Origin of the sequence: Macrococcus bovicus (assembly GCF_030376725.1) — a bacterium.
GTDB lineage: Bacteria > Bacillota > Bacilli > Staphylococcales > Staphylococcaceae > Macrococcus > Macrococcus bovicus.
This window is the reverse complement of the sequence record NZ_CP128470.1, coordinates 2,046,114-2,070,300: the sequence shown is the minus strand read 5'-3', so window position 1 is coordinate 2,070,300 and position 24,187 is coordinate 2,046,114. Positions and strand designations below refer to the sequence as shown.

Here is a 24,187-nt window from a genome sequence, read left to right as displayed (position 1 = left end):
GAAGAATATGCAAGATGATAACAAATGATATGGTAATATAAATGAGAAGGAAAGGGAGAGGGGTTACGGACACATGGTGAATACGGAATTTACGCCGGTCATTATCGGCGCAAATATACATGCTTATGCAGCAGCGGCGGCGTTTCATGAAGATTATCATCAAAAATCAATTATATTAGCAGCGGGCAAGCTGGCATTTACAGAATTCTCTTCTTTAGTGAGGGATTATGTGACAGAAGCGGATTTGTATCAAGATGAAGTATTTGTACAAACATTGAATCAGCTTGCAGAAAAATATAACGGGCAAAAGCTGTTACTCGTCGCCACAACAGATGAGTATGTGAAATTACTGGTGAAGAATAGTGCCTTATTAGATGACCGTTTCATCTTAAATTTTCCGAGTCAGACACTTTTTGATCAATTCTATTATAAGAAGCATTTTTATCAGTTATGCGAACAATATGGGTTAGACATTCCTAAGACTTTTACGATAGATTGCCGTGAACTGACCACTTTCCATGAAGAAGTGATGTTCCCGGTGATCATTAAAGTAAATGATGGAACCGCCTATTTTGATCTTCATTTCACAGGTAAACAGAAGATCTATCGTCTTTCTTCATATGAGGAAATCAATCAGACCATTCAGCTTCTTTATGACAACGGTTATCGCAAAGACCTGATCCTACAGGAATATATTGAGGGCAGCGACCAGGAACTCTGGGATATGGTTTATTACAGTGACCGCAACGGTAAAGGCCAGGTGGTGACGCTTGCCCAAGTTTTATCTCAGGAACCTCAACTGACAGCAGTCGGAAATTATACGGCTCTTATTACACGTTATCAGAAAGAATTAATGGATAAAGTCGTTCATATGATGGAAGAGACCGGTTATAAAGGCTTTGCGAACTTCGACTTAAAGTATGATGCACGTGACGGTAAATATAAGTTTCTGGAGGTTAATTTACGTGCAGGACGTTCAAGCTCATATATCAGAGCAAGCGGCTATTCGATTGCGCGTTGCTATGTCGAAGATTTAGTGGAACATAAGAGTCATCCGCTGGTCTATTTAGACAAAAAAATGATTTTTACAGTGATTCCACCGACTCTCATGTTGCGAGGCATCCGTAATTTAAAGCTTAAGCAGGAAGTCAGACAACTCATACAAGCAAAGGAGACATTTAATCCTTTGAAATATAAAAAAGACCGTTCTCTGAAAAGAAAGATTTACTTGAAATTAAGAGACCTTAACTACTACAAAAAATATAGCAACAGGGAATGGGAGCAGTCATAAAAAAATTCTTAGGCTTATGCCTAAGAATTTTTTTACAGATGATCTAAAAGGATAGAGGTGATCACACCTGCTGCTGTAAACAGGCCCACTAATGCACCGCCGTCTTCATAGGCTTCCGGCATCATTGTAGCACCGATCATGGTGATAATACCGCCTGCAGCGAAGCTTGAAATAATTGAGATGACGGCCGGATTAGCATGATCAAGGAAGACATAGCCAAATAAGGCACTGAGCCCTGCTACAACAGTGACAGCGACGAAAAGCCCGATTACTTTGCCTTTAGACTGACCGCTTTTGAGCATCCCTGCTGTACTCGATAAGCCTTCCGGAATATTACTGATGAAAATCGCGATCAATAGCAGCATGCTCACGCCTTTACCGCCGATCAGTGTAGTACCAAGCATGATGGATTCGGGTATGGCATCCATCACCGTGCCGATAAAGATACCGAGACCACCGCCGGACTCTTCACTTGAATCATTCTGTAATTCATGTGCATTAGAGCGCTTCCGGTGTTTACCCCCTTTGCGGGTAATAATGGCTTCAATAATAGTAAAAGTAACGGCCCCCGCTACAAAACCGAGAATCGTATTCGTTAATTCACTTTTTTCCAGAGATTCCTGCAATAATTCAAACGTAGCAGCACCGATTAAGACACCGACACCGAACGCTATAATGAAACCTAAAATTTTACGTGGGATATGAATAATCATACTGATAATAGCCCCTAACAGCACGGCACCACCTGATACCGCTCCCCAGAAAAATGCACTGCCCATTAAATTTCGCCTCCAAAAAAACCCCAGAGATAAGCCTCCGGGGTTAATCATATTAGTGAATGATTAGCGACGGTCTAATAAATCGTTGTCGCGATCTAAGTCAGCGTCAACTTGACGGCCGTTAGTGTCATCGATATCCACTTGTTCTTTACGTACTGTTTCAGATACGTGTGCAGTATCTTGGATACGGTTTTTCTTGATTACTAATTCTTCAGCTACAACGTTTTCTTTTTCAACATTGATGCGTTCTTCAGTTAATGGGATACGGATTGTATCGTCATTTAAACGGTCGAAGTCAACATCTCCGTCTACTCTTTCGTCTACACGACGACGTTCGATTGTTACTTCGTCACGGCTTACAGGTACATCAAACTCTTGGCGTTCTTCTACTACATCTTTGTCGATGCGTACTTCACCAGTTTGAACTGTATCTTTACCTACGCGAAGACGCTCTTCGTGTAAACGGATTTTTTCATCGTCTGATAAGTCTGAACGGTTAGCGATATCCTCGTCAAATACGTACTCTTTGTTATCTACGCGGTCAAATTCGTTACGGTGTAATTCATCACGGTTTAAATCATTGTTAAATTCGTTTTTCATGTCTACATGTTCCTCTCTTGTGTGTAAGTTATTAGTTTTATGGTGCTGTGAATACTGTGCATCAGTATCAGACTCTAAACTTTGACCTGCTGTGAGACCTGTTGTCCCGTCATCAGGGTTAGAGAAATTACCTTCGTGCAGTGTTTCATTGTTACTGCGGTTGATTGAATCAGGATTAGCAAAGCCGCCGACTACACCGTTTGTATAAGTGTCTTCGTGACGTGCTTGTCCGTCGACATCGTAATGATTAGATGAATCTGAAGTATTGTAAGTCGCATCATTATCTACATAAAGTAAGATGTTGCCACTTTCAATTTCGCGCTCATATTCACTACGCTGTGCATCTGATAAATTCAATTTATCAAAGACACGTGTCTGAGGATCTTCCCCTGTGAAGAGTGAAGCTACTTTGTCGCCAAATGATCCATCTGCATTCTTGAAGTTCACATCTGTATAATTCAGTGCAGAACCTTCAAGCTTGTTTTTGGAAATCACGTGTAAGTCGCGTTCAGCTACTCCTTGAGACTTCAAGTTATCAATTCTACCTAATAATGCTTGTTCACTAGAAAATGATTCAATGTTACCCATTGTAATTCTACCTCCCAATCACTAATGTGTTGTAAATCTCTAAGGTGTCGTTTTGATTTTCTTGTGATGTTAGAAATATACCCGACGGCTTCCACCCTAAACACTTTAAAAATAAAAAAAATAAAAAAATATCAGACATTAATGCGTTTACATTGACTGAAAGAAGGCTCAAACCTTGATTCTATGCGGATTTGTCCTTGAAATCCTAGGCTAAATTTGTTATCATCAATTAAATAAAAAATTAAATAAAATACTCATATAATTAAAGAATATGGCTTTGAAGTATCTACCACGCACCTTAAATGACGTGACTATGAGTGAAAAAATGAATCCATTCTCGACCGAGTTTGGACATTCTTTTTTTACTCGCCTATTCCAGCAGGTGAGTTTTTTTATTATAAGGAGGACAATCGTGAAAGAGTTACAGCAGAAAGTAAAAGAAGAAGGCGTAGTGATTGCAGGTTCGGTGCTTAAAGTCGATGCATTTCTGAATCATCAGATTGATGCCGCACTCATGAAGCAAGTGGCAGCTCATTTCTATGATTACTATAAAAATAAAGGCGTGACGAAAATTCTGACGATTGAAGCAAGCGGTATAGCACCTTCTATCATGGCAGCACTGGCCTTTGATGTCCCTTGTCTATTCGCGAAGAAGGCGATTCCGTCCACACTTACTGAGGCAGTCTATGAGACGGACATTCACTCCTATACAAAGAACAGAACAAGTCATGTGGTCGTCTCACAGAAGTTTCTCTCTGCTGATGATAAGGTTCTGATTATCGATGACTTCCTGGCGAATGGTGAAGCGGCACTCGGTCTGTATGATTTAGTCAAACAGGCGGGAGCAGAATGTGTCGGTGTCGGTATCGTCATTGAAAAAAGCTTCCAGCAAGGCGCAGACCGTCTGAAAAATGAAGGTCTTGATGTCCTGAGTTTATGTCGTATTGCTTCATTAGAGGGCGACAAAGTCACTTTAGTGGGAGAAGAATGATGAAAAATCTCTTATTAAGTATCCAGCATCTTCTGGCTATGTATGCAGGTGCTATCATCGTGCCGATCATTGTGGGTAAGGCGCTCGGCTTCTCCGGTGAAGAAATCGCCTATCTTGTCTCCATTGATATTTTCATGTGCGGTGTCGCGACTTTCCTCCAGGTCTATAAAGGGATTGGTATCGGCCTGCCTGTTGTTCTGGGCTGTACATTCACTGCCGTCACACCGATGATTATGATCGGCTCGAAGCACGGCATAGATGTCTTGTATGGTTCACTTTTTGCGTCCGGTATCATCATTGTTCTGATTGCACCGTTCTTCTCCTATTTAGTGAAGATATTTCCGCCGATCGTCACGGGCAGCGTGGTCACGATTATCGGCATTACGCTTATGCCGGTTGCAATGAACAATCTCGCAGGGGGGCAAGGGTCTAAGACCTACGGTGATCCCCTGAATATTATGCTCGGCTTGCTGACGTTGATTATGATTTTGGTGATTCACCGCCTGTCTTCAGGCTTTATCCGTTCTATAGCGATTTTACTGGGACTGATGATCGGTACCATCGTTGCTTCATTCTTCGGTCTGGTGGATGTCAGTGCCGTTAACAACTCGAACTGGTTTGAACTTCCTAAGCCCTTCCGTTTCGGTGGTTTTCAGTTTGAAATCGGCTCTATCTTGCTCTTCGTCATTGTCGGTATCGTCAGTCTGATTGAATCAACTGGCGTTTACCATGCCCTCAGTGAAATCACGCAGACGCCTATTGACCGTAAAGATATCTCCAAAGGTTACCGCGCTGAAGGAATCGCCATCGTTCTAGGTTCTATTTTCAATGCCTTTCCTTACACTGCTTATTCTCAGAATGTAGGACTTGTCTCGTTATCAGGCGTCAAATCAAAGAATGTCATGTACGGCATGGTGGCGTTACTGATCCTGGCAGGCTCCATGCCGAAGTTTGGCGCGCTGGCCACGATTATTCCGACGCCTGTTCTCGGCGGCGCGATGATTGCCATGTTCGGGATGGTGATGGCGTACGGGGTTAAGATGCTGGGTGCGATTGACTTCACGAAGCAGGATAACTTGCTCATCATCGCTGTGTCAGTTGGTGTCGGTCTCGGTATCACGACTGTACCCGGTGCATTCGCCAAGTTCGGTGAAGACTATGCCTGGCTGACTCAGAATGGCATTGTACTCGGTACACTGACAGCGATATTACTGAATTTATTTTTTAATGGTTTAAACAATCAACAAATTGAAGAAACTATGAAATAATAGATTAATAAATAAAATGGAGGTATCAATCATGTGGGAAACTAAGTTCCAAAAAGAAGGCTTAACATTCGATGATGTATTACTGATTCCAGGAAAATCTGATGTGCTACCGAACCAGGTTGATCTGAAAGTGGAATTATCAGAACGTCTTAAACTGAACATACCGATTTTATCAGCAGGTATGGATACAGTGACAGAAGCAAAAATGGCCATTGCGATGGCGCGTCAAGGTGGACTAGGTGTGATTCATAAAAATATGTCTATTGAAGAACAGGCAGATGAAGTACTGAAAGTTAAACGTTCAGAGAACGGCGTTATTACGAATCCTTTCTTCCTGACACCTGACGAACAGGTTTTTGCGGCGGAACATCTGATGAGTAAGTATCGGATTTCGGGTGTGCCGATTGTCAATAGCGAAGAAGACATGAAGTTAGTCGGAATTTTAACGAACCGTGATTTACGCTTCATTGAAGATTATGCCATTAAGATTTCTGACGTCATGACAAAAGAAGATTTAGTGACTGCACCGGTTGATACAACACTTGAACAGGCTGAGAAGCTGCTGCAGCAGTACAAAATCGAGAAACTACCGCTTGTCGATGATGCCGGTGTCTTAAAGGGACTGATCACTATCAAAGATATCGAGAAAGTGATTGAATTCCCGAATGCAGCAAAAGATAATCATGGCCGCTTACTGGTAGCCAGTGCCGTGGGTATTGCCAAAGATACCCTCACTCGTGCTAAATACCTGGTGGAAGCGGGCACAGACGCACTTGTTATTGATACAGCTCATGGCCATTCCAAAGGTGTACTGGAGATGGTTCAGGCGCTGAAAGAAAACTTTCCTGAAGTAACACTGATTGCAGGTAACGTGGCGACAGCAGAAGGAACCAGAGCCCTGTTTGAAGCAGGTGCAGATGTCGTGAAAGTCGGTATTGGACCAGGCTCCATCTGTACGACACGTGTCGTGGCAGGGGTAGGTGTACCGCAGATTACAGCGATTTACGATGCCGCAGGTGTTGCACGTGAACTCGGCAAAACCATTATCGCAGATGGCGGCATCAAGTATTCAGGTGATATCGTTAAAGCCCTGGCATCAGGCGGACACGCTGTGATGCTGGGTTCACTACTCGGCGGTACAGAAGAAAGCCCGGGCGCTACTGAAATCTATCAAGGGCGTCAGTATAAAGTATACCGCGGTATGGGTTCACTGGGCGCGATGGAGAAAGGTTCTAAAGATCGCTACTTCCAGGATGATAAAGAAGCGAAAAAATTCGTACCAGAAGGTATTGAAGGACGTATCGCTTATAAAGGTGCTCTTCAGGATACAATTTATCAGTTAGTCGGTGGCATCAGAAGCGGTATGGGCTACACAGGCTCTAAAGACCTGCAGGCATTACGCGAAGAAGCGCAGTTCATCAAAATGACAGGGGCCGGCTTAAAAGAAAGTCATCCGCACGATGTACAGATCACGAAAGAAGCACCGAACTATTCTATTTAATGAAGGAGACTGACTAATGGAAATGGCATTTGAACAGGAATTGATCCTGGTACTCGATTTCGGCAGCCAGTATAACCAGCTGATTACTAGACGTATTCGTGAGATGGGCGTCTACAGTGAGTTACATGATCACGAAATCTCAATCGAAGAAATCAAGAAAATGAATCCGAAAGGTATCATCCTATCAGGTGGGCCGAACTCTGTATACGAAGAAGGTTCATTTACAGTAGACCCTGAAATCTTTAATTTAGGGGTGCCGGTTCTCGGCATCTGCTACGGTATGCAGCTGATGACGAAACTGCTCGGGGGCTCTGTGGAACGTGCGAATGAACGTGAGTATGGTAAAGCGATTATCACGGCAGAAACGCATTCACTTTTCCACATGCTGCCTGAAGAACAAACCGTCTGGATGAGTCATAGTGATAAAGTCATCACTATCCCTGAAGGCTTCCGTATGATTGCGAACTCACCAAGCTGTAAATACGCGGCAGTAGAAAATGCTGAGCGTCAGTTATACGGCGTCCAGTTCCATCCGGAAGTTCGACACTCAGAGTACGGCAACGACTTACTTCGTAATTTCATCCGTAAAATCTGTAACTGCACAGGTGAATGGACAATGGAGAACTTCATTGACATCGAAGTTGAAAAAATCCGTGAGCAGGTCGGTGACAAAAAAGTATTATGCGCGATGAGCGGCGGCGTGGATTCTTCGGTTGTAGCGGTACTTCTCCATAAAGCAATCGGTGATCAGCTGACATGTATCTTCGTTGACCATGGCTTACTTCGTAAAGGAGAAGGCGATATGGTCATGAAGCAGTTCGGTGAAGGCTTCAATATGAATATTATTCGTGTGGATGCAAAAGAACGTTTCATGAGCAAGCTTAAAGGGATATCAGACCCTGAACAGAAACGTAAGATTATCGGTAACGAATTCGTCTATGTCTTTGATGACGAAGCTTCTAAATTAGAAGGTGTTGACTTCTTGGCGCAAGGTACTCTGTACACTGACATTATCGAGTCAGGAACGAAGACGGCACAGACCATCAAATCGCATCATAACGTCGGTGGTTTACCGGAAGACATGCAGTTCGAACTGATTGAACCGATCAACACGCTCTTCAAAGATGAAGTACGCGCCCTCGGTATCGAACTCGGTATCCCGGAACACCTCGTATGGCGTCAGCCGTTCCCAGGCCCAGGTCTCGGTATCCGTGTACTCGGTGAGATTACAGAAGAGAAGCTGGAGATTGTCCGTGAATCAGATGCTATTTTAAGAGAAGTTATTGCACAGGAAGGACTTGAACGCGATATCTGGCAATACTTCACTGTCCTCCCTGACATCCGCTCCGTCGGTGTCATGGGCGACTACAGAACATATGACTATACAATCGGCGTCCGCGCTGTGACAAGTATCGACGGCATGACCAGTGACTTTGCACGCATCGACTGGGAAGTGCTGCAGAAAGTTTCCAGCCGAATCGTCAATGAAGTCAACCACGTCAACCGCGTCGTGTATGACATCACATCTAAGCCACCAAGCACGATTGAGTGGGAATAGGCTTATAAAATAGTAAGACCCTTTAACCGCAACGGTTAGAGGGTCTTTTTTGTGTTCTGAAATTAGAAAAAACAGCAGAAAAACAGCAAGGTGTGAGAAAAACCGATTTTAAAAAGTTATAACATAAAATCCTTTTTTATTCTATGGTGATAAGTTCCATTGTCATGTTGAAGAATTCCTGTAGTTTTTATATTGATCCAGTCATCTATATACCTTGGCCAATGAGCATTTCTAACACTAGGATGAATAGCATAAAATAGCTTTGATGTATCAACAATTTTTTTGACTTTATTTAATGCGTTTTCACCACAAGCTAAAATATAATCAGCATTTTTAATAAACTTAATATTTTTTTCATTAATCTCATCTTGATTTATAAAAACTATTCTTTTTTCAAACATATCTTCAATAAATTGATAAGGATCATTCATTATTTGAGTGTATAGTAGTTGTATATTGGATTGTTTCTTAAAATTGAGAAGTTGTAATATATTTTGAAATGTAAATTTATAAGGTATTACTTGGTTTGGTATAAAAGCTACAGTTGTGAAGTTTTTATAAAACTCATTATAACAATTCATTCCTACTAGAGAGTTAGTAGGTGTATCTATATCATTATTATATTTACTGTCTCCAACTATAATTTTAAGTTTTAATTCTTCCTCCATTTTTATCTCCCCACCGCTTCTAATTTTTCCATCATATCTTTATCCATCTGTTCTGTCACATGGCTATATATCTGTAATGTGGTCTTATGGTCTGTATGACCTACTCTATCCATAATAGCCCGTAGACTAACCCCTAACTGACTTAACAGCGATATATGGCTATGTCGTAGCGTGTGCGTTGTCACATGCTTATTAATCAACTTCTTGCCCTGGTCGTCTTTAATCTCATCTACAGCCGTCTTGATGTTGCGATTGACGGAAGTAAGAGCCATAGGATTGCCGTAGTGGTTAGTGAAGATGAAGCCACGATCTATATAGTTGCTGTCCCACTATATTACTTATTCAAAATTAGTATATTTTTTTATAATTATAGCTCAATCTGTTATTTATTGTATATAAAAGCGTAGAAAATTTAGTAATAGCAGTTTCATTTCAGACAACTGATTAAATGGATTATTGAGTAGAAAGAAGCCCTGGAATGATACAAAACCGCTTCTAGTGGCAATCTATCGACAGTAAAAAGAATAGTCAGCAAATACACGCCCCAGGAACAGGAAGATATTATCAGATACATGGCTTCTAATGGCCGATACAGACCGATAGGCGTGATAGAACGACTACAGGTAGATTTAATATAGAGCAGTGAATAACGCCCGTCAGAAGCGGAATAGAGGGCGTAGAGAAGCACAGCAGAGGGCTGTATATGAACACGTAGCACTGATTAAGCAGACCATGAATAAAGAGCGTGAGGCCGTGTGAAATACGATAAAAAAGCGGTGAAGCTGTTCATCAAGAACTATCACAAGCACAGCGACAGCCAGGACATAGACCAGGTAGAAGACATAGAGGATATAGACGACTTCTTTAGTATCTCGGACAGTGTGGTCTATGATATGGAAGATAGCACACACATAGATGAAATAGCGTTCTTCAATGAGTTAGAAGCGGTGATAGAGCAAGTAGGAACGATGAAACAGCAATGTATATTCTATCTGATGTGTGAAGGTAGAAGATTAAACGATATAGGAAAGATATTTAATGTAAGTGGCAAACGAGTAAGACAGTTATATGATGATCTACTGAATAAGATATGTGAGTAAGCCCCCGTTTAATGTGACGGGTTTTTTTATATTTTAAGATAATAAAAAGTTAAAAAATGTAATAATTTTATAGAATTAAAGATATTACGTGAGATTTCATAGTGTTGTTTTTTTCTGTACTTTTTGTCAAAAATCATAACAAAAATTTAGTTTTTAATAACTATATGTAAATAATTGATTTACTAAATGTGTATAGAAAATGACTTTAATATTTTAATAATATAAGAATTTATGAAATATTTGTTGTCAATATTGTATATTCGGGTATATTATAGTATGCAAGGACGTAATTATATATTTAGTCGTGACAAATTCTTTTGTCATTAAAAGATTATTTAAACGATGATGACAAAAGCAGTATATGAAATACTGTTATTTTTTATGTCTTATTCAGTATAACTTAATAAATAAGTTATGTTGCGGGAGGGAATTAACATGAGCGTTAAGCATAAAGATTTATCTTTTTCTTTACCAAAGTATTCTAGATACGAATTGAGAGAGATGATACTACAGACTGAAAAGCCTGTTTTAAGTTCAGAAGACGAAGTCATTTATAATCAATTAATTGGTAGAACTTTACTAAAAGATAAGCATTATCAACTAGCTAGTAAAATTTTAGGTATACCTAAAAATGAAATACTTCAGCGTGAAAACGAAACAGCTAAAGAAAAAATCTTTTATAGATCTAACAACCAAGCGTTTGACGATGAAATACATTCTATAATTAATTTATTTAGATGTTTTTCTGAACAAAAGAAGCTTAGAGGTTTAAGTCATGAGTAAACATAAACTGACACCTAAAGAGAAGTTTGAATGTATCGAAGAGATTAAACCCATCGTAAAAAAATTTAAAACACAGTATGGGATTACCGAACCTATATCAGACTCTTTTAAAAAAATTGAGAATGATATAGGTTATTTTATTGTGTCTAAGAAAGTTAATAACGAACTTTCAGGCTTTCAGTATAAAATTGGAGAGCAAGGATTTATTTTTGTTAATAATAATCATGATTTAGGCAGACAAAATCAATCCTTATGGCATGAAGTTTATCATCTGTATACCGGAGATGGTGAACCTATAAGTAAAGGGTCTTTAATTAAATATAGCACTTCAGAATTTAAGGCTGACCAATTTGCTTCAAGGATACTTATAGATCGAGATTATTTGAGTAGTTATATAAGGGAAAATAAACTTATCGAAAAGGGTTATTTTTCTAAAGAAGAAGTGTTAAAAATGCAAAATATTTTTAATGTTAGTTTTAATAGTATGTGTTATACCCTTAACGAATTGTACGACGGTTCAATACATGGATCCTATTATACTTTTGGTTCTATAAAAAAAAGAGAAGCATTTCTAAAATTTGTTGAGAGTGAAGGATATGACCAGAAGCTTTCACAAATACCAGAAGAAGATTATATAAGCCCTATTATATTTGAAATTTTACAAAAAAACCTTGCTGACAAAAGGACTTCTTCTAGAAGAGTTGAAGAAATTTTAGACTATATCTATGAAGAATTGAGGTTTGTAAATGAATGAAGTAAATTACTTATGCGATACTAATATTTTAATAAATTTATATCACGCAGATTCAAGTTCAACTGCATTATGTGAAGGATACTTTGATTGTTTCAATCGAGTTGGTTTTGCAGAGCCTGTTCATCATGAGCTATTAAGAACTCCAGAATTGAAAAATGAATCAAGAAAAGAGACGTTTGTGGAGTTATATAATAGGCTCGATTCAAAATATTATGTCTTCTTTATTGATGATTTAGACGATTTAACTAAGCAGGCATTTATAGATGAGATGTTATTACAAGGATATAGTGATTATAAGGGTATAAATGGTCCTCAAGATAACGTAGGAGAAATCGCTACTCTAATATTAGCCCATTTAATAGATATTCCCTTAATACATACAAATGATCAACCATTTATGGACTTTGTAGAAGAAAATCGAGATATTTATAGTGATGTAGTTATTGTTACTTTGAGAGAAGTACTCGATCAACTAATTTCAGATGATAAGCAACGGATACGTTTAACGGCGACAATAGAGGGAAATAGTCGTATATTTAAAGAACGTATAAAAAATCAAAAGTCAGAAGAAGAAATGAATTTAAAACTCGAACAACTAAGGAATAAATTCTCAAAACGATAAAAACAGCAATACCACTAGCAATAAAAAAGGGCAGATATTTGTGACTCGGGGCAACATCAGGAAACGCATTTAAGATATGAACCGCTTCAAATCCTTGATATATAAGGTTTTGAATCTCTATGAAATTTCTCTATTCTCGATTTTGGATTGAGTGGGAATAACACTAAAAAAATCCTCCAACCTTCGCGGTTAGAGGATTTTTGCATTCTATTTATCATCTTCTTTTGAGGGCAGTGGATAGAAGCCGGCTTTAAATTGCTGCCATAAGGGTTCAGGTAATTCGTGTTTGTTAGGGTCTTCTGGATCAAAGTAAGAGATGATTTCATCTTCTTTACCTTCTTTGATTTTACCAACAAACGCATGGTCGAGCAGGAGTTCTCTGCCGACTGCAATGAGTTCTACGCCTGTGTTCAGTGCTGCAATCGCGTCATCAGCTGTGAAGATTGAGCCGATTCCGATTAACGGCATACGTCCGTCCACCCATTGATGCAGCAGCTGGATACGATTTTCGCCTGCATATTTCCCTTCATGAACATCACCATGAATGTGCATCAGTGAAGCATGTAAATAGTGAAGCGGTTTTTCGATCAAGCGTTTGATGAGTTCTTCAGTCAGTTCCATTTTAATCCCTGGGTTGAATGCTTCTTCTGGTGAGAAGCGATAACCGATAATAAAGTCATCGTTGCCGTGTTCTTGTACTGTTTTAACGACTTCATCGACGACTTTCAGTGCAAATAAAAATGGATCTTTCCACTGATCAGTTCGCTTGTTGAAGTGAGGAGAGACAAACTGATGGATAATATAGCCGTTTGCGCCGTGAATCTCTACACCATCGAATCCTGCCTCAATCGCACGCCGTGTTGCTTCACCGAATGCTTTGATGGTTTCGTCGATTTCGTCTTCTGTCATTTCTCTCGCGCTATGTGTGTGATCCTGTCCGAAACTTTTCAGCTCCATCGCACTTGGACCTGCTACGTCGCCGTTAGGTGTGTATTCAGGTAGTGCTTGTACGCCGCCGTGATGAATCTGTACGATGGCTTTTGCGCCGTTCTTTTTCATAGCAGAAGCTAGACGTGTTAATCCCTCTATATCACTGTCATGCGCGATAGAAGGCTGGCCTGGAAAGGCTTGGCCGATATCTAATATATGAGACGCTGCTGTAAGGGCCATGCCTACATCTTTCGAGCGACTTTCCATGTAAGGAATCTCTCTATCAGCAATTGTGCCGTCTTCATTAGAAGAGGTATGAGTCAGTGGTGCCAGCACGAACCGATTACGCAGTTCGACACCGTTGCTTAATGTTAAAGGTTGAAATAAATCTTTATATTGAGTATTCATGATAATGCCTCCTTATATCCATCAGTATAACATCTACAGAAAAGGTGACAAAAAAACTGCCTATCACGCTTCACGAAGATTATAAAAAGTTTCTGGTAGTATAAAGTTGAGAAGCATATAGATGTGAGAATACTTTAGGAGGGAGTTGAAGACGGGAAAAGTAATAATTCAGCAACTTATGCAGCAAGAAAAAAGTGGTAACTGTAAAAGTAGGTTCATACATACAGCCTCCAAAATTAATTTTCGGAGGCTGTATCTTTCGTATCAATAGTGAGATTAAAAAATTCTGCTCGCAATCATATAGAACACAACCATTAAAATACCCATGAAGATAGCATACTTATAATTATAAGGTTTCTTATTGCTGGAAAAGTGATTGAGTAAACGATCAGTCATCAGATAAATGATTTCAAAGACAATAAACATTAAAAGACTTGTAAGTAGTAAGCTAGTAAAATCCATTGAGCCACCTCCTATATAAATGTGTATGATGAAATTACTTATATTGTAACATGTTTAAATGTGTAAGATAATGGAACTGAAGAAGGTGAAAAAGATGTATCAATTTAGGCCAGCAGAAATGAATGATTTAAAGCAGATTACGAGACTTGAACAGCAATCTTTTATTCCCGAAGTCGCTGATACAGAAGAAGCGATTAAAGAACGAATCGAAAAGATAAGTGATACTTTTATCGTAGCTGAAAAAGCGGATGAGATTGCAGGTTATATTAATGGTCCTGTCATCAAAACACCTTATATTACTGATGACTTATTTAAAAAAGTACCGGACACCCGAACAGGTCATTACTTAAGTATACTCGGCCTTGTAGTCTCTAAAGACCACCAGAGACAAGGGCTGGCAGGCCGGCTGATTGATGAATTCACGAAGCTTGCACAAGAACATGAGGTGAGAGCAATAACCCTCACTTGCACAGAGAATCTCGTTTCTTTTTATGAAGGCTATGGCTTTAAAAGTCATGGCTTATCTGAATCGCAACATGGCGGTGAGCAGTGGTTCAACATGGTCAAAGAAATCAGCTGATAGTTCCATTTTAGTAGTTTCTCTGCTTATTTTCATCAGTTCTTTATATGAAAAGATAGGTTGAGTGGCGCCACCTGCGCCACTCGCGCACGAAATACAGACTGAGTGGCGCCCCCCGCGCCACTCGCACGCGAAACACAGACTGAGTGGCGCCATATTTGATCTTTGCTATAATAAAGGCGATTGGAGCTGACTACTATGATTAAACTGAAAAATCCACGTCCTATTTACTTAAAAGGCGGTGAGCATGCTGTCTTGCTTCTGCATTCTTTCACTGGAACTGTGCGTGATGTAAAAGGACTGGCTCCACGTCTTAATAGTGCCGGGTTCACGACGTATGTTCCTTCTTATCAGGGCCACGGGCTTCTGCTGGAGGAGTTCATAAAATATGATATGGATGACTGGTGGCAGAAGGTGCTGGAGAGTTACGCGTTTCTTAAACAGGAAGGTTATCAAACAATCAGTGCAGCCGGTGTTTCACTAGGCGGTCTTTTTACTTTGAAGTTACTTGAGACATTTCCGGAAATTCATTCAGGGATAGCGATGTCTGTCCCTCATTTCAAAGATGAAGCAGGTCTCTTTTATCGTCTGGAGCAGTATGGTAGTCGTCTTGATAATATACTAGGACTCAGTGAAGATGAGCATGCTGAACAGCTCGCTCATATACGGAACTATCATCTCGGTGCCCAGAAGTTCTGCCGCGTGATCGATGAAATCATGGAGGGTTTGCCAAAGATCAATCAGCCTGTTCTGATCATGTATGGGGGGCGGGATGACGTCTCTTATGCTGACAGTGCACAGATCGTATTTCAGCATTTAAAAGAGCCTAAATATATGAGGATGATTGCAGAAGCTGGACATTTAATGCCTTTAGGACGTGGTCAGTTAGAGACTGAAGAAATGATTCTTTCATATTTCTGTCACAAAAATGTCTAATCCTCTCACGATTAATTTGGTACAGGATGGTGTATGATAGGGTTACGATATTTAAAGGAGTGAGATAATGTCTGCGAATATTAAGAAGCTGATTGTATTTATTCTCGGTCTTGCTGAAATCATGGCTGGTTTTGCCATTTACGAAACTTCTAAATTTGGTTCATTCACATTTGTAGCGTTAGGTATTCTCTTTATCGCTATCATGTTTCTGATTGATCAGCGTGCAAAGGATCCATACAATAGCCGATATACAAATTAAACTCTGAGTCTCAGGACTCAGAGTTTTTTTCATTCAATCTTCGCTCTGCTGAAATCTGATACATCTCATCTCTGAGATAAATGATATCATCTTCCCTGAGCGGCTGAAGATGAGGCCCTGTCTTAAGCAGCTCAAAGTAAGGCAAATCTATATCGATTTCCCGGGTAATCGTCAGTCGTCCGATTTGTCGGATATCTCCGTCGTTCCGCAAGACTTCAATGGAACAAGGCGCTGTATAACGTTCAACATAGAGTCTGATGTCATCTTCATATACTACGTGGAACCTTACATAATCCTTATCTGTCTGATAGTAATGTAGATTATGATAGGTCTGATGTTGACGTGAAGTAGAGAGAGGAAAGTGTGAGACGAATTTACCTAGCTTTTGACCGAAATCTTCCAGACGTCCGATCTTACGCATTAAGTTCATACGCACGCACCAATCATCTGTCTGTTTGATGGCATTGATATAGGTCATCAGCATTAAGACAGATTCACGCTTCACAAACGGGAAGTAGGGAAAATTAACGAAGATAAAATGAGAATCGCTTTCCTTGAAATGAATGGCTAACCCTTTCAATGACACAAGCTGGGCAGGGGTTCTTTTGTTCGGCGGCGCATCCGACAATCGAATGACTGCTTGCTGGGTGTCGCCGAGAAGTGCTTGCCCTTCTGGCGTCAGCTCGACCTTTGCCTCGTAGTAATAGCCTCTGGCGTGTGCTCTTTTTAAACCTTTATCATGGACGCCGAGCATCTCGATATAGTTGATAATTCTTTCTGCTATTTTAGCCATTATCTTCACCTCTTTTCCTATCTATACCCCGCCCCGCAAAAAAAGAACTGACATCCGTCAGTTCTTTAAATATTTGTTTATCAGTGCTTCAACTTCATGTTTCCAGAAGAAACGGTCCAACTTATTTTTATGGACCACTTGTATGAAGTCATTGGTCAGCCACATGGAAAGGATTTGAGGCGGTACGCCCATATCATAAATTTCATTCGCAGTAACAAATGCATCACGATGAGATTCCATTTTTTCACCTTCTAATTGATTCTATTCAAATAACCATCTTTCATTTCATACACTTTATCAAAGTATGGCGTCAGTCGTGTGTCATGTGTGACGACGATAGCGGCTTTCTCCATACTCTTGACTTCATCACGAATCAGTTCAATGACAGCGAAAGCTTTTTCACTATCCAGACTCGCGGTCGGTTCATCGGCCAGAATCAGTGCCGGATTCGTATATATCGCCTTTAGAATAGCGACACGCTGCCGCTGCCCGCCAGACAATTCACTTGGATACTGGTTCATCACTTTTTCAAGACCGAGTGTCTTGATTTTACCGGCTAACTCGTCTGTTGACAGATGATGAGTATTGACTTTATCCAGCAGCTTCAGCTGGTCCTTCACTTTAAGGAAAGGGACGAGATTGGAGGCCTGTAAGATAAAACCGATTTCTTTTAATCGTGTCTGGGCACGTTTCTTTTCATTATATGCGGTTGTATTCGTCCGGTTGATGATAATCTGTCCGCTCGATGGCTGCTGCAGGAGTCCGGCAATCGTCAGAAAAGTACTTTTACCTGAACCGGAGGGTCCTATAATGGCAACCATTTCACCGCGTTCCAGATGAAAGTCAGTGGGTTTGAGCGCCTCTACATAAGTATTGCCTTTCCCGAATGTCTTAGAGACGCCTTCTAATGTTAAGACCATTTTTTCACCTACCCGATAGTTTTAAGTGGATCGACTTTTTGTATGGAACGGATGGAGAATAAGCCGCCTAGTAAAGCAGTAATGATCAATGTAGCAGCATATAAAGCAATTAACTGCCATTTAAAGATAATAGGGACAACAGGGGGCATAAAGTGTGCGGTCAGAAGTGTCAGACCGAGCGAGATGACAACAGCAATGACTGAAAGGATGAGCGTCTGATAAAGCACAGACTTCGCCAGGAAGCCGTTGCTTAAGCCTTGTGCTTTCAGCAGTCCATATATCGGTGCTTTCTGAATGGTGATGACATATAAGAAAATACCGATGATAAATGCTGAAATGGCAAAAAGGAAATAACTCATGAAATCGAGTGTCAGTTTCTGTTCAGTGTAACCCGGCAGCTTCTTGATGAAAGATTCTGTATCAACGACTTGCAGATCACTGTTGAGGTCAACATCTTTAAAGTCAGGATCTTTCACTACAAAGGCATTGACTTTATCTTTCATGCGATCATTTGTGAGTCTATCGACCGTATGATTGTTGGCATAGAGAATTGGTGCTGCATTATATTTAGCGCCTTCAGTGAACCCGGTGATTTTCAGGTTGTCATCTGTACCCGCTAAATCAAGGGTGTCACCAATCTTAAAACCTTTTTCTTTCAAGGTATCATCTGCGACGACTTCAAAATCTTCATTGAATGCTTGTCCTTCGCTGACTTTTGGTGAGATGAAAGTATCAGTATCAATCCCAAATAGCAGAGCGTTCTGTTTACGGTCATCCGTTGATGCGATGACAGCCGTGTTTTTAATGGGTGCGACCTCTTTAAATTTATTTGTTATTTCATCGCTGTCCATCACAGATTGCGCAAGATTCTGGTTCGATTCCTCGGTCATGACAATAGCATCGCCGCCCCATGTATCGATGGCTTCCCGGTTCATATTCATCAGACCGTTGGACAGTCCGGAGATCAAGAAGAGAAGATAACCGATCAGCACAAGCACGCCAATGATTAGACTGAACTTTAATTTGCTGTATATCAGTTCTTTCCAGGCTAAAAACATATTTTTTGCCTCCCTGTTATTGAACGAGATAAGTTTTGATGATTCTGTCGAGCTGTTCTTCAGTCAGATTTAAGAGATGATCGCCACGTTCAGCGAGCAGCGCTACAGTGTTCTTATCCTCAAATATGACTGATTTTTTGAAGTAGGGGTTAAAAACAGCGATATAACTATTGAGGAGACATTCTTCTTCTGTCATATCACCTCCGGCACTTTCCGGCGCTACGATCAGTTGGTCGAAGTTCAAATATTTTTTAATTATGGCAAGAATTTCACTGTTTTTAGGCGGCCTGCTATTCGTGATATGATATATCTTCTTGTCCTCTGCATGCAGGGCATGCGTCAGCACTTTAACGACATAGTCGACAGGCACTAAGTTTGAGGTGCCATCATCGTGGCCGAATAAACGGAACTGCTGCGTCATAGCAGTTCGTGACATTTTTCGCCGGAAAATTTTCAGCGCCTTCATGAAGCCATATAACGTAAATTTGGAATCTGCTGCCCCAGTGACAGAATCGCCGATAATAATAGCAGGACGAAGAATGGACTTCTTCATCGGTGCCTGCATCACTAAGTGTTCAGCCTGCAGCTTGCTTTCTTCATACGGGTTATGAACAGGGGTGTTAAGCGGGTGAAGCATTTCCTTCGCATATTCATTCTGTCCAGTTGTATAGGCTGTTGAGACATAGATGAAATGCTGTGTCTGCAATGCTTCTGCTAACGCAAGCGCATGTTTAGTGCCTTCTAAATTGATATTGAATAAGTCTTCGCGAAGTTCTTCATCAAATTTGACGAGCGCTGCGAGATGATAAAAATAATCCATGGCCGGTAATGCTTCAGTGACGCCACAGTTTTCCTGGGTGATATCTCCTTTGACAAAATGAAGAGAGGCATCCGGTAGCTGACTGATCAGCTTCTCCTTTTTATGTGCGTCACGATAAAGAATATAAAGGTCGTGCTCTTTTGCCAGTTGTTTAATCAGTTCAGCGCCAACAAAACCGGTTGCGCCTGTTAAAAAAATATTCAGAAAATCCACTTCCACTTCTTTCTAATTCTAGCCATTATTAATGGTTATAATTACTATTGTACCTTTGTTGAAAGACGTTTAACAAACATTATGAAGATGAGTCCTTATTCTCAAAAATAAGTTCTGTTTTCAGCTGATCGGTTGCTTCATAGACCTTCAGTTCATTCAAATAGTCAATCAGCTGCTGCTGGAGCTCTTGTGCCTCTTTCTCGGTTGTAACTTTAGAGGAGATTTCCACAATCGGTGTCTCTGCTATTAGCCAGCGTTCAAGCTTGATTTTGTAGCCGTTCAGCTTGCCGCTATGGCGTTCAAACTCATAAGGACCGACGAGCGTTGATTCATCCAGCTCAGTCAGGAAAGGCTCAAAAACCTCTGGCGCCGCACTGGTCACGTGATGATGACTTTGATCTAATGCCGGCAGAAGATGGGCATCTACCGGCACTTCTACAACATGGGTGACACTAAGGGTCTTTTTGTTAACACCGTATTCGACCTCAAGTTCTCCGTTGATACCTTCCTCTTCGGCCTGCCGGATAGCGTCATCAATAGTAGCCAGCACAGGATAGCGCTTTTTATACTGTATTTCCATAAATTCATCGTCTTCAGATTTACGGATACGCATCGTCACTTTATTGTGATAGTTGCGTTTAGAGTCATGATCGATAAACTGAACGAGAAAATCTTCGTCACCTTTTTTAGCATCAAATGCTTCCAATAGACTTGATTTAATATGTCCCTTTTTATTGAGTACTTCTTGTGCGACTGCAAATACTTTCACTTCATATTTCATTTAGTTATCCTCACTTTCATTCAGTTGTCTTTACCCCGTTTTATGGATTATAAAAAATATCATAAAACGCGTTGACAAAAAAAACAGTGTGTTATAAGATAGATATTGTCTTATTTGGAGGAATACCCAAGTCCGGCTGAAGGGATCGGTCTTGAAAACCGACAGGGGCTTAACGGCTCGCGGGGGTTCGAATCCCTCTTCCTCCGCCATTTATAGATAATCATCATATTGATATAGATAAAGATGCTCTGAGCAATCAGAGCATCTTTTTTTGTGTTGAAATAGAGAGGCATGAGTGAATAAATTAACTATGAAAACCTTTTCACTTTATATTTGCAAGACCTGTATAGACACGTTACAATGAACTTAATTTAACATAAGGGAGATGGAGAGATGGCAGTAAATAGAGATGATGTCAGACGCATTATTAGGGCAATCGGCGGCAAAGAGAATGTCAATGCAGCGACACACTGCGTGACGCGCTTGCGTTTAGCACTTGAGGATGAGTCAAAGGTCAATAAAGAAGAATTAGATAAGATTGATTTGGTGAAGGGCTCATTTGCTGCAAACAATCAGTTTCAGATCGTCATCGGTCCGGGTACTGTAGATGAAGCCTATAAAGTCTTCACTGAAGAGACAGGTATGGGCGAAAGTACAAAGGATGAAGTCAAAGCAGCTGCAGCAGATAAAATGAACCCATTACAACGGGCTATTAAAACACTGGGAGATGTCTTCATTCCATTGCTGCCTGCAATCGTGACAGCGGGTCTGCTGTTAGGGCTTAATAATGTTCTGACAGCTGGAGGATTATTTGGAAAGCAGTCACTTGTCGAAATGTATCCCCAACTAAAAGACTTAGCTGAAATAATCAACTTCATAGCAGCTGCTCCTTTTATTTTCTTACCAGCTTTGATCGGTTGGTCAGCAATGCGTGTATTTGGAGGTAGTCCAATTCTAGGCATGGTATTAGGTTTAATTATGTGTCATCCAGGTCTCGCATCTCAATATAGTCTTGGAAATGCTGACACAGGAGAACTGACTAAAATTCCACAATGGGATGTATTTGGCCTTCAAATTAATAAATTAAACTATCAAGGACAAGTTTTACCCGTATTAATTGCGGCATGGTTCCTCGCAAAAGTAGAACGCTTCTTAAATAAACGTGTGCATGATTCCATCAAGATGCTGGTTGTAGGCCCGGTATCATTATTATTAATTGGTTTCCTGTCATTCTTGATTATCGGTCCGGTAGCTTTATGGTTAGGTACACAGATTACCGATATCATTCAATTCATCTTTACGCAAGCAGGCTGGTTAGGCGGTTTAATCTACGGACTGGTTTATGCGCCACTTGTCGTAACAGGACTCCATCATATGTTCTTGGCAGTCGACTTTCAGTTACAGAACTCACAGCTTGGCGGAACGTATTTATGGCCGATTTTAGCGATTTCGAATATTGCACAAGGTTCTGCTGCATTCGCAGCATGGTTCTTATATAAACGCCGTAAAATGGTTAAAGAAGAGGGGCTTGCCTTCACTTCCGGTATCTCAGGCTGGTTAGGTGTCACAGAACCTGCAATGTTCGGAGTCAACATCCCGCTTAAATATCCCTTTATTGCAGCAGTGATAACAACAGGTATCGTGGGAGCAATATTTGGCTCCCAGCAGTTATTAGGGCGTGTCGGTGTAGGGGGCGTACCTGGAATTATTTCCATTAATGAAGGCTTCCGTCTCACTTTCTTTATCGGTATGATCATTGCCATTGTGCTGCCTATTATTCTGACTTTAATCTTCTCGAATTTTGCCAAGAAAAAAGGTGAAGAAGTAGTTGTAGAACGTGTGACGGAAATAAAATAAAGAACTGAAGGAGTTTAAATATGGCGGTTACGGATTGGAAAAAATCAGTGGTCTATCAGATTTATCCGAAGTCATTCAACGATACGACAGGTAATGGTCAAGGTGACATTAACGGGGTTATCGAGAAGTTGGATTATTTAAAAGAGCTCGGTATCGATTATATCTGGCTGACGCCTGTCTATCGCTCACCTATGAATGATAATGGCTATGATATCAGCGATTATTATGAAATTCATCCTGACTTCGGTACGAAAGAAGATTTCAGGCGCTTACTTGATGAAGCACATAACCGTGGCATCAAGATTATGTCGGACATCGTCATCAATCATACTTCGACGCATCATAACTGGTTTGTGGAAGCTCGTAAGTCCAAGGATAATCCGTATCGTGACTACTATATATGGAAAGATGGTACAGATGGTCCGCCGACGAACTGGGAATCAAAGTTTGGTGGGAATGCCTGGCAGTATGATGAGGCAACCGGTCAGTATTATCTTCGCCTTTTTGATGTGACACAGGCAGATCTGAACTGGGAGAATGAAGGGCTGCGCCGAGAAATTTATGACATGATCAATTACTGGATTGATTTCGGCATGGACGGTTTCCGCTTTGATGTCATCAATCTGATTTCAAAAGGGGCCTATGAAAATTCCCCGAAAGAAGGCAAAGAGTTCTATACCGATGGACCTAAAGTGCATGATTACCTGCATGAACTGAATCGTAAGACATTCGGTAGAAAAGAAGGATTCATGACAGTCGGAGAAATGAGTTCGACGACCCTTGAGCATTGCATTCAATATACGAAGCCGGAACGTCAGGAACTCAGCAGTGTATTCAATTTCCACCACTTGAAGGTGGATTATCAGAATGGTGAAAAATGGTCTGAAATGCCTTATGACTTCATCGAGCTGAAAAAGATTCTCTTTAAATGGCAGACAGGAATCGCTGCGGGTGGAGGCTGGAACGCTATCTTCTGGTGTAATCATGACCAGCCGCGTGTCGTCTCACGTTTTGGCGATGATTCTACTGAGGAGAATCGTGTTAAGAGCGCTAAAATGCTTGCGATTGCTCTTCATTTCCTGCAAGGCACACCTTATATCTATCAAGGTGAGGAGATTGGAATGACCAATCTTTATCTCGAACATATCAGTCAATATCGGGATGTTGAATCTCTCAATGCCTATTCGTTGATGCTGGAACAGGGGATGAGCGAAGAACAGGTCATCCGAATTCTGCAGCAGAAGTCGCGTGATAATGCCCGTTCGCCTGTGCAGTGGTCTGACGAACCCAATGCCGGCTTTACGACCGGAACGCCGTGGCTGGATGTGGCCTCTAATTATAAAACCATTAATGTTGAAGATGCGTTGCGCGACCCGCAGTCCATTTTCTATACTTACCAGCAGTTAATCAAGCTCCGACACAATCTGGATATTATGACATACGGTGAAGTGGTGCCGGAACTTGTGGAGCATCCTCAACTCTTTGCCTACAGAAGAGTACTGGATGACCAGACCATTACTGTAGTCGCTAATTTCAGCGGGCAGGAAGTGGATATGCCAGATGGATTAGCGACAGACGGTGAAGTTCTGATGAATAATTATCATCTAATAGAACGAAGATTAAAACCGTATCAAGCGGTTGCTGTCTTGAGCTAACGGCCTTATACT

At 40.8% G+C, this 24,187-nt stretch carries 24 protein-coding genes, 1 tRNA gene, 1 pseudogene and 1 riboswitch; of the genes and pseudogenes, 15 read left to right on the top strand and 11 right to left on the bottom strand.

The features are described from left to right. The first annotated feature begins 73 nt into the window (after nucleotides 1-73). Complete coding sequence (locus QSV55_RS11290) at nucleotides 74-1,291, top strand: carboxylate--amine ligase (RefSeq protein ID WP_289650236.1); 1,218 nt, start codon at nucleotides 74-76, stop codon at nucleotides 1,289-1,291. Between the two features lie 32 nt (nucleotides 1,292-1,323). Here the strand turns inward: QSV55_RS11290 and QSV55_RS11285 are convergent, their stop codons facing one another. Both QSV55_RS11285 and QSV55_RS11280 read right to left on the bottom strand, forming a co-directional pair. Beyond that, nucleotides 1,324-2,070, bottom strand: a complete 747-nt coding sequence (locus QSV55_RS11285) for a ZIP family metal transporter (protein ID WP_289650235.1) — start codon at nucleotides 2,068-2,070, stop codon at nucleotides 1,324-1,326. Between the two features lie 63 nt (nucleotides 2,071-2,133). Next, nucleotides 2,134-3,258: a DUF2382 domain-containing protein gene (locus tag QSV55_RS11280; protein WP_289650234.1), complete on the bottom strand. Its 1,125-nt coding sequence runs from the start codon at nucleotides 3,256-3,258 to the stop codon at nucleotides 2,134-2,136. Between the two features lie 234 nt (nucleotides 3,259-3,492). Continuing rightward, a riboswitch (purine riboswitch) is annotated at nucleotides 3,493-3,592 on the top strand. Between the two features lie 78 nt (nucleotides 3,593-3,670). Here QSV55_RS11280 and xpt point away from each other — a divergent pair. Genes xpt through guaA form a run of 4 tightly spaced genes read left to right on the top strand, consistent with a single transcriptional unit; the run spans nucleotide 3,671 to nucleotide 8,576 of the window. Beyond that, the gene (xpt, locus tag QSV55_RS11275) at nucleotides 3,671-4,249 is read left to right on the top strand and encodes a xanthine phosphoribosyltransferase (protein WP_289650233.1); all 579 of its coding nucleotides are present in this window, start codon (nucleotides 3,671-3,673) and stop codon (nucleotides 4,247-4,249) included. Then, nucleotides 4,249-5,517: a nucleobase:cation symporter-2 family protein gene (locus QSV55_RS11270; protein WP_289650232.1), complete on the top strand. Its 1,269-nt coding sequence runs from the start codon at nucleotides 4,249-4,251 to the stop codon at nucleotides 5,515-5,517. Before xpt ends, QSV55_RS11270 begins: the two co-directional genes overlap by 1 nt. A gap of 31 nt (nucleotides 5,518-5,548) precedes the next feature. Next, nucleotides 5,549-7,018 carry an IMP dehydrogenase gene (gene guaB, locus QSV55_RS11265; protein WP_133452145.1) on the top strand — a complete coding sequence of 490 codons (1,470 nt, stop codon included), beginning with the start codon at nucleotides 5,549-5,551 and terminating at the stop codon, nucleotides 7,016-7,018. Nucleotides 7,019-7,034: 16 nt separating this feature from the next. Then, nucleotides 7,035-8,576, top strand: coding sequence for a glutamine-hydrolyzing GMP synthase (guaA, locus tag QSV55_RS11260; protein WP_289650231.1), 1,542 nt, complete (start codon nucleotides 7,035-7,037; stop codon nucleotides 8,574-8,576). Nucleotides 8,577-8,692: 116 nt separating this feature from the next. Here the strand turns inward: guaA and QSV55_RS11255 are convergent, their stop codons facing one another. Then, complete coding sequence (locus QSV55_RS11255) at nucleotides 8,693-9,244, bottom strand: hypothetical protein (protein WP_289650230.1); 552 nt, start codon at nucleotides 9,242-9,244, stop codon at nucleotides 8,693-8,695. Nucleotides 9,245-9,246: 2 nt separating this feature from the next. Next, nucleotides 9,247-9,573: pseudogene (locus QSV55_RS11250) on the bottom strand (tyrosine-type recombinase/integrase); the annotation flags it as partial. 426 nt (nucleotides 9,574-9,999) lie between these two features. Here QSV55_RS11250 and QSV55_RS11245 point away from each other — a divergent pair. From QSV55_RS11245 to QSV55_RS11230, 4 genes are all read left to right on the top strand, one after another. Next, nucleotides 10,000-10,344 carry an RNA polymerase subunit sigma-70 gene (locus QSV55_RS11245; protein WP_289650229.1) on the top strand — a complete coding sequence of 115 codons (345 nt, stop codon included), beginning with the start codon at nucleotides 10,000-10,002 and terminating at the stop codon, nucleotides 10,342-10,344. Nucleotides 10,345-10,779: 435 nt separating this feature from the next. Continuing rightward, nucleotides 10,780-11,127 carry a hypothetical protein gene (locus tag QSV55_RS11240; RefSeq protein ID WP_289650228.1) on the top strand — a complete coding sequence of 116 codons (348 nt, stop codon included), beginning with the start codon at nucleotides 10,780-10,782 and terminating at the stop codon, nucleotides 11,125-11,127. After that, nucleotides 11,120-11,881, top strand: coding sequence for an ImmA/IrrE family metallo-endopeptidase (locus QSV55_RS11235; protein ID WP_289650227.1), 762 nt, complete (start codon nucleotides 11,120-11,122; stop codon nucleotides 11,879-11,881). The genes QSV55_RS11240 and QSV55_RS11235 overlap by 8 nt, the downstream gene beginning before the upstream one ends. Next, the gene (locus QSV55_RS11230) at nucleotides 11,874-12,503 is read left to right on the top strand and encodes a hypothetical protein (protein ID WP_289650226.1); all 630 of its coding nucleotides are present in this window, start codon (nucleotides 11,874-11,876) and stop codon (nucleotides 12,501-12,503) included. Before QSV55_RS11235 ends, QSV55_RS11230 begins: the two co-directional genes overlap by 8 nt. Before the next feature lie 207 nt (nucleotides 12,504-12,710). Here QSV55_RS11230 and QSV55_RS11225 read toward each other — a convergent pair whose 3' ends face one another. After that, nucleotides 12,711-13,841: an NADH-dependent flavin oxidoreductase gene (locus tag QSV55_RS11225; RefSeq protein WP_289650225.1), complete on the bottom strand. Its 1,131-nt coding sequence runs from the start codon at nucleotides 13,839-13,841 to the stop codon at nucleotides 12,711-12,713. Between the two features lie 556 nt (nucleotides 13,842-14,397). On the opposite strand from QSV55_RS11225, the gene QSV55_RS11220 reads away from it, so the two are divergent. The 3 genes from QSV55_RS11220 (at nucleotide 14,398) to QSV55_RS11210 (ending at nucleotide 16,078) form a co-directional block, all read left to right on the top strand. After that, nucleotides 14,398-14,883: a GNAT family N-acetyltransferase gene (locus QSV55_RS11220; protein WP_289650224.1), complete on the top strand. Its 486-nt coding sequence runs from the start codon at nucleotides 14,398-14,400 to the stop codon at nucleotides 14,881-14,883. A 198-nt stretch (nucleotides 14,884-15,081) separates the two neighbouring features. After that, nucleotides 15,082-15,819 (top strand): alpha/beta hydrolase, encoded by a 738-nt coding sequence (locus QSV55_RS11215; protein WP_289650223.1) that lies wholly within the window; start codon nucleotides 15,082-15,084, stop codon nucleotides 15,817-15,819. 67 nt (nucleotides 15,820-15,886) lie between these two features. Further along, nucleotides 15,887-16,078 carry a hypothetical protein gene (locus QSV55_RS11210; protein WP_133452149.1) on the top strand — a complete coding sequence of 64 codons (192 nt, stop codon included), beginning with the start codon at nucleotides 15,887-15,889 and terminating at the stop codon, nucleotides 16,076-16,078. Nucleotides 16,079-16,088: 10 nt separating this feature from the next. Here the strand turns inward: QSV55_RS11210 and QSV55_RS11205 are convergent, their stop codons facing one another. The 6 genes from QSV55_RS11205 to QSV55_RS11180 all read right to left on the bottom strand — a co-directional run bounded on the left by QSV55_RS11205 (nucleotide 16,089) and on the right by QSV55_RS11180 (nucleotide 20,663). Further along, nucleotides 16,089-16,871, bottom strand: a complete 783-nt coding sequence (locus tag QSV55_RS11205; RefSeq protein WP_289650222.1) for a catalase family protein — start codon at nucleotides 16,869-16,871, stop codon at nucleotides 16,089-16,091. Between the two features lie 57 nt (nucleotides 16,872-16,928). Next, nucleotides 16,929-17,111: a hypothetical protein gene (locus QSV55_RS11200; RefSeq protein ID WP_289650221.1), complete on the bottom strand. Its 183-nt coding sequence runs from the start codon at nucleotides 17,109-17,111 to the stop codon at nucleotides 16,929-16,931. Between the two features lie 11 nt (nucleotides 17,112-17,122). Continuing rightward, nucleotides 17,123-17,791 (bottom strand): ABC transporter ATP-binding protein, encoded by a 669-nt coding sequence (locus tag QSV55_RS11195; protein ID WP_289650220.1) that lies wholly within the window; start codon nucleotides 17,789-17,791, stop codon nucleotides 17,123-17,125. 8 nt (nucleotides 17,792-17,799) lie between these two features. Further along, on the bottom strand, nucleotides 17,800-18,849 hold the full coding sequence (locus QSV55_RS11190) for an ABC transporter permease (RefSeq protein WP_289650219.1): 1,050 nt from the start codon (nucleotides 18,847-18,849) through the stop codon (nucleotides 17,800-17,802). A 16-nt stretch (nucleotides 18,850-18,865) separates the two neighbouring features. Beyond that, entirely contained in the window at nucleotides 18,866-19,882 is a 1,017-nt protein-coding gene (locus QSV55_RS11185) for an SDR family oxidoreductase (protein ID WP_289650218.1), read from the bottom strand. 79 nt (nucleotides 19,883-19,961) lie between these two features. Further along, nucleotides 19,962-20,663, bottom strand: a complete 702-nt coding sequence (locus QSV55_RS11180) for a hypothetical protein (RefSeq protein ID WP_289650217.1) — start codon at nucleotides 20,661-20,663, stop codon at nucleotides 19,962-19,964. A gap of 116 nt (nucleotides 20,664-20,779) precedes the next feature. Between QSV55_RS11180 and QSV55_RS11175 the strand changes: the two genes are divergently transcribed. The 3 genes from QSV55_RS11175 (at nucleotide 20,780) to treC (ending at nucleotide 24,175) form a co-directional block, all read left to right on the top strand. Beyond that, nucleotides 20,780-20,872: transfer RNA gene (locus QSV55_RS11175), tRNA-Ser, on the top strand. Between the two features lie 184 nt (nucleotides 20,873-21,056). Further along, nucleotides 21,057-22,520, top strand: a complete 1,464-nt coding sequence (gene treP, locus QSV55_RS11170; RefSeq protein ID WP_289650216.1) for a PTS system trehalose-specific EIIBC component — start codon at nucleotides 21,057-21,059, stop codon at nucleotides 22,518-22,520. Nucleotides 22,521-22,540: 20 nt separating this feature from the next. Next, nucleotides 22,541-24,175, top strand: a complete 1,635-nt coding sequence (treC, locus tag QSV55_RS11165) for an alpha,alpha-phosphotrehalase (protein ID WP_289650215.1) — start codon at nucleotides 22,541-22,543, stop codon at nucleotides 24,173-24,175. Nucleotides 24,176-24,187: the final 12 nt, after the last annotated feature.

Coding starts and splice junctions, on each gene's coding strand:
- QSV55_RS11290 (WP_289650236.1), top strand. CDS start 74: ATGGTGAATACGGAATTTACGCCGGTCATTATCGGCGCAAATATACAT.
- QSV55_RS11285 (WP_289650235.1), bottom strand. CDS start 2,070: ATGGGCAGTGCATTTTTCTGGGGAGCGGTATCAGGTGGTGCCGTGCTG.
- QSV55_RS11280 (WP_289650234.1), bottom strand. CDS start 3,258: ATGGGTAACATTGAATCATTTTCTAGTGAACAAGCATTATTAGGTAGA.
- QSV55_RS11270 (WP_289650232.1), top strand. CDS start 4,249: ATGAAAAATCTCTTATTAAGTATCCAGCATCTTCTGGCTATGTATGCA.
- guaB (WP_133452145.1), top strand. CDS start 5,549: ATGTGGGAAACTAAGTTCCAAAAAGAAGGCTTAACATTCGATGATGTA.
- guaA (WP_289650231.1), top strand. CDS start 7,035: ATGGAAATGGCATTTGAACAGGAATTGATCCTGGTACTCGATTTCGGC.
- QSV55_RS11255 (WP_289650230.1), bottom strand. CDS start 9,244: ATGGAGGAAGAATTAAAACTTAAAATTATAGTTGGAGACAGTAAATAT.
- QSV55_RS11240 (WP_289650228.1), top strand. CDS start 10,780: ATGAGCGTTAAGCATAAAGATTTATCTTTTTCTTTACCAAAGTATTCT.
- QSV55_RS11235 (WP_289650227.1), top strand. CDS start 11,120: ATGAGTAAACATAAACTGACACCTAAAGAGAAGTTTGAATGTATCGAA.
- QSV55_RS11230 (WP_289650226.1), top strand. CDS start 11,874: ATGAATGAAGTAAATTACTTATGCGATACTAATATTTTAATAAATTTA.
- QSV55_RS11225 (WP_289650225.1), bottom strand. CDS start 13,841: ATGAATACTCAATATAAAGATTTATTTCAACCTTTAACATTAAGCAAC.
- QSV55_RS11220 (WP_289650224.1), top strand. CDS start 14,398: ATGTATCAATTTAGGCCAGCAGAAATGAATGATTTAAAGCAGATTACG.
- QSV55_RS11215 (WP_289650223.1), top strand. CDS start 15,082: ATGATTAAACTGAAAAATCCACGTCCTATTTACTTAAAAGGCGGTGAG.
- QSV55_RS11210 (WP_133452149.1), top strand. CDS start 15,887: ATGTCTGCGAATATTAAGAAGCTGATTGTATTTATTCTCGGTCTTGCT.
- QSV55_RS11205 (WP_289650222.1), bottom strand. CDS start 16,871: ATGGCTAAAATAGCAGAAAGAATTATCAACTATATCGAGATGCTCGGC.
- QSV55_RS11200 (WP_289650221.1), bottom strand. CDS start 17,111: ATGGAATCTCATCGTGATGCATTTGTTACTGCGAATGAAATTTATGAT.
- QSV55_RS11195 (WP_289650220.1), bottom strand. CDS start 17,791: ATGGTCTTAACATTAGAAGGCGTCTCTAAGACATTCGGGAAAGGCAAT.
- QSV55_RS11190 (WP_289650219.1), bottom strand. CDS start 18,849: ATGTTTTTAGCCTGGAAAGAACTGATATACAGCAAATTAAAGTTCAGT.
- QSV55_RS11180 (WP_289650217.1), bottom strand. CDS start 20,663: ATGAAATATGAAGTGAAAGTATTTGCAGTCGCACAAGAAGTACTCAAT.
- treP (WP_289650216.1), top strand. CDS start 21,057: ATGGCAGTAAATAGAGATGATGTCAGACGCATTATTAGGGCAATCGGC.
- treC (WP_289650215.1), top strand. CDS start 22,541: ATGGCGGTTACGGATTGGAAAAAATCAGTGGTCTATCAGATTTATCCG.